General features: G+C 57.1%; 1 protein-coding gene. It reads left to right on the top strand.

The genetic code is table 11. The features are described from left to right. Positions 1–615 (top strand): ISLre2 family transposase (locus tag ABEV74_RS06690; protein ID WP_430144588.1); only part of this gene is annotated, 615 nt, incomplete at both ends.

Raw genomic sequence — 615 nt, 5'->3', positions numbered from 1 at the left:
TATCGGGACAGCGCGAAGCGGTTGGAGCAACTGTTAGGGTACAACGTGCTAAGCCATCAGGCGATTCGGGAGAAGCTGCTCGAAAAAGCGGAGCAAGAGACGAGAGCTGTCAAACGGCGACCGGCGCGCGTGCTGTTCGTGGAAGTGGACGGCTTGTACACGAAGCTGCAGCGGAGCAAGAAGCGTGGGATGGAGAACGCGATTGCGGTTGTGCACGAAGGCTGGGAGAAAAGCGGCAAGCGTGTCCGGCTGAAGAATAAGCAACACTACCTGCATACGGCCGGGGGCAACTTCTGGGAAGGGTTTGGAGACTTCCTGGCGGAGCGCTACGAAATCGACGAGAACACGTGGCTTGTCGTAAACGGAGACGGAGCGGCGTGGATCGGGGAATGTGAATCGTACTTCCATCAATGCTTGTACATGCTTGACCGTTTCCATGTCGCACGCGATCTCAAGCGTTTTGTCGGCCATCTGTCGAGTGTATGGGAGGCCGTAAAAAAATCCCTCGCCAAGCAGGACGCTGCGGCGTTGATGGCGGCTTTGGAAGGCGTGGCAGAGCACGAGATCGCGGAGGAGCAGAGACGGGAATGGAAGCAGTACAAGGGTTATCTGAAG

It is taken from the genome of Paenibacillus cisolokensis (assembly GCF_050481165.1).
GTDB lineage: Bacteria > Bacillota > Bacilli > Paenibacillales > Paenibacillaceae > Paenibacillus_AH > Paenibacillus_AH cisolokensis.
The sequence above is the reverse complement of the archived record's forward strand: the minus strand, read 5'-3'. Positions and strand labels throughout refer to the sequence as shown.